This window comes from Candidatus Regiella insecticola LSR1 (assembly GCF_000143625.1).
GTDB classification, from domain to species: Bacteria; Pseudomonadota; Gammaproteobacteria; order Enterobacterales; family Enterobacteriaceae; genus Regiella; species Regiella insecticola.
This window is the reverse complement of sequence record NZ_GL379611.1, coordinates 1-2,973: the sequence shown is the minus strand read 5'-3', so window position 1 is coordinate 2,973 and position 2,973 is coordinate 1. Positions and strand designations below refer to the sequence as shown.

Annotated in this window: 4 protein-coding genes and 2 pseudogenes; all 6 read left to right on the top strand. The window is 44.5% G+C overall.

The features are described 5' to 3' along the window. Positions 1-201, top strand: a 201-nt coding sequence (locus tag REG_RS08015) for a DUF29 family protein (RefSeq protein WP_039908019.1), incomplete at its 5' end; no start/stop codon positions are given. A gap of 43 nt (positions 202-244) precedes the next feature. Beyond that, a pseudogene (locus REG_RS08010) lies at positions 245-677 on the top strand (DUF29 domain-containing protein). Positions 678-740: 63 nt separating this feature from the next. Continuing rightward, positions 741-1,802, top strand: a complete 1,062-nt coding sequence (gene gmd, locus REG_RS08005; RefSeq protein ID WP_006705181.1) for a GDP-mannose 4,6-dehydratase — start codon at positions 741-743, stop codon at positions 1,800-1,802. 1 nt (position 1,803) lies between these two features. Further along, on the top strand, positions 1,804-2,382 hold the full coding sequence (locus REG_RS14510) for an NAD-dependent epimerase/dehydratase family protein (protein ID WP_006705180.1): 579 nt from the start codon (positions 1,804-1,806) through the stop codon (positions 2,380-2,382). After that, a complete protein-coding gene (locus tag REG_RS14505) occupies positions 2,331-2,702 on the top strand; it encodes a Rossmann-fold NAD(P)-binding domain-containing protein (RefSeq protein ID WP_311317258.1) in 372 nt (123 codons plus the stop codon). The genes REG_RS14510 and REG_RS14505 overlap by 52 nt, the downstream gene beginning before the upstream one ends. Then, positions 2,675-2,973, top strand: a pseudogene (locus REG_RS13450) (hypothetical protein); the annotation flags it as partial. The gene REG_RS14505 and the pseudogene REG_RS13450, both read left to right, overlap by 28 nt.

Here is a 2,973-nt window from a genome sequence, read left to right as displayed (position 1 = left end):
GTGGAAAAGCGCCGAAAAATGGTACGCCGGCTGGCAAAAAGCCCCAGTTTACAAAACGAACTCAATGCATTAATGACAGATGCTTATGGAGACGCCATTCTATCCGCTGCTAGGGAAACCGATCTGAACGAAGAGATTTTTCCTAAACAGTGTCCCTGGAGTTTTGAGCAAACGATAAATAACGAATTTTTTCCAGAATAGTTAGTCACTACAAGTATGCACTCAACAAAAAACGGAGGAAGTTATGACCACGCTTTATGACGATGATTTTTACCGCTGGAGTCAAGAACAGGCAAATTTACTCCGTAGCCGACGTTTCAATGAGTTAGATGCAGAAAATTTGCTGGAGGAAATAGAAGCAATGGGTCGAAGTGAACGCAGAGAGCTTGAATCTAGACTTGAAAAGCTACTTGCTCATCTCCTGGAATGGGAAATATCAGGACAGCCGAAGAGGCAAAAGCTGGCTGCTTACGATTAAAGAACAACGTAAAAAATTTGTCGATTGCTTGAATGAAAATCCAAGTCTGAAAAACAAAAAAGAAAAGCGCCTAGCCACAGTATACGAGTATGCAAGACTTTCTGCCGCAAAAGAAACAGGAATAACCGAAAGTATTTTTCCTGATAAATGCCCTTGGACATTCGAACAAATAATGGATAATACATTCTTTCCAGAATGATCGTACTACCAACGCTAGCTGCCTAGCTTTTTTCTTTAATTTTAACGGGTTTATTTTATCATCATGAAAACTGCAATTATCACCGGGATCACTGGCCAGGATGGGGCTTATCTGGCTGAATTACTGATCCATAAGGGTTATCGGGTATACGGTACCTATCGTCGTACCAGTTCGGTCAATTTTTGGCGAATTGAGGAGCTGGGCATTCGGAATAATGAAAATCTGCATTTGGTCGAATATGATTTGACTGACTTGGGCTGCTCTATCGCCTTACTGCAGAAGGCAAAACCCGATGAAATCTACAATTTAGCGGCGCAAAGTTTTGTCGGCGTGAGCTTTGAGCAACCCAGTACGACGGCACAAATCACTGGAATTGGCGCGCTACATTTATTAGAGACTATCCGCCTTGTCAACCCGAAAATTCGTTTTTACCAGGCCTCTACTTCAGAAATGTTTGGCAAAGCACAGACTATTCCACAGGTAGAAGAGACCCCATTTTATCCGCGTAGCCCTTACGGCGTAGCAAAATTGTATGCGCATTGGATGACGGTAAATTACCGTGAGAGTTACGGTATTTTCGGCGCCAGTGGCATTTTATTTAATCATGAAAGCCCACTACGAGGACGCGAGTTTGTAACCCGTAAGATCACCGATTCGGTGGCTAAGATCGCCTTGGGGCAACTCGATTGCCTGTCACTGGGAAACATCGATGCAAAACGTGATTGGGGTTATGCCAAAGAATATGTAGAAGGCATGTGGTGTATGCTGCAAGTGGATAAGCCAGACACCTTCGTATTAGCGACACATCGTAGTGAAAGCGTCCGTGATTTTGTACGTATGGCTTTTCAAGCAGCAGGCATGACTATTGAATTTACCGGCACAGCAGAAAATGAAACCGCCGTAGTAACGTCTTTGAATTGCGATAAGAGCAAACTACAGGTTGGTCAAACCGTTATGCGTATCGACCTCGCTTTTTATCGACCGGCAGAAGTGGATCTGCTGATAGGAGATGCCACTAAAGCCAAGAGCAACCTCGGATGGGAAGCTAAAACTACGCTGGAGCAATTATGTAAAATGATGGTGGAAGCCGATTTACACCGTCATCGTAACGGAGTGTCTTTCTGATATGGCAACGAATAAACGTGCTTTAGTGACCGGGTTAACGGGATTTACTGGGCGTTATGTTGAAGCAGAATTGGTGGCAGCGGGATTTGAGGTTTATGGCATTGGTGAGAGATTATCCTGTTTGCCGCGCTATACTCAGGTAAATTTAACTGACCGTAGTGCGTTACATAGGGTGGTGGCGGCATGTCAACCTGATGTTGTATTGCATCTCGCAGGGGTAGCCTTTGTCGGAAAGGCTGATGTGGATGCATTTTATCAAGTGAATACATTAGGTACACACAATTTACTCGATGCTATCGCAACCGAAGCGCCAAAAGTCGGCTGTGTATTACTGGCCAGTAGCGCCAATATTTACGGTAATACTAAACAGGGTGTGCTAGATGAATCTACTCTGCCCAATCCTGCCAACGATTATGCGGTCAGCAAATTGGCTATAGAAAATATGGCGCGTTTGTGGTTTGACCGATTACCCATCGTCATTACACGCCCTTTTAATTATACCGGTGTGGGTCAATCGGAAGCTTTTTGTTGCCCAAAATCATCGGTCATTTTCAACGGAAAGCATCAACCATTGAATTAGGTAACTGTGATGTTTTTCGTGATTTCAGTGATGTTAGGGCGGTAGCGAATGCCTATCGGCGACTGGTAGAAGTACGTCCAATAGGAAAGGTGATTAATATTTGTTCTGGCAAAAGTCACTCGTTACAAGAGGTAGTGGAAAGAGTGGGTAAGATGGCGGGTTATGCTATACAGGTGAAAGTCAATCCCACTTTTGTGCGAAAAAATGAAGTGCGCTCATTACTGGGCTCTGCCGAATTACTACGTAGTATTATTGGTTCGTGGAATATGCCTCCTCTTCATGACACGCTGGAATGGATGTATCATTCCCCGTTGCCGTGAAAATATTATTTGGTACCGATGCTATTCGCTATCCATTAACCGGGATCGGGCGCTACGCTTATGAATTAGCACGTCGCTTATCCACAGCGTCTGATATCGAGAGCCTGTTTTATTTTAGCGTCACCGGCGGAGTCAATAGCGCATTACCTTCTCGCCCAAAAACCGGACAGAGAGAACGTACCGCTGTCGGTTTAAGGCGCCTGGCAAGTAACATCCGCCTATTAACCAAGCCATATCACCATGTAACGGCCATCTTACAAGCACGTTCATT

Excerpts from the sequence above, each read along its gene's own strand:
- gmd (WP_006705181.1), top strand. The coding sequence starts at position 741 with ATGAAAACTGCAATTATCACCGGGATCACTGGCCAGGATGGGGCTTAT.
- REG_RS14510 (WP_006705180.1), top strand. The coding sequence starts at position 1,804 with ATGGCAACGAATAAACGTGCTTTAGTGACCGGGTTAACGGGATTTACT.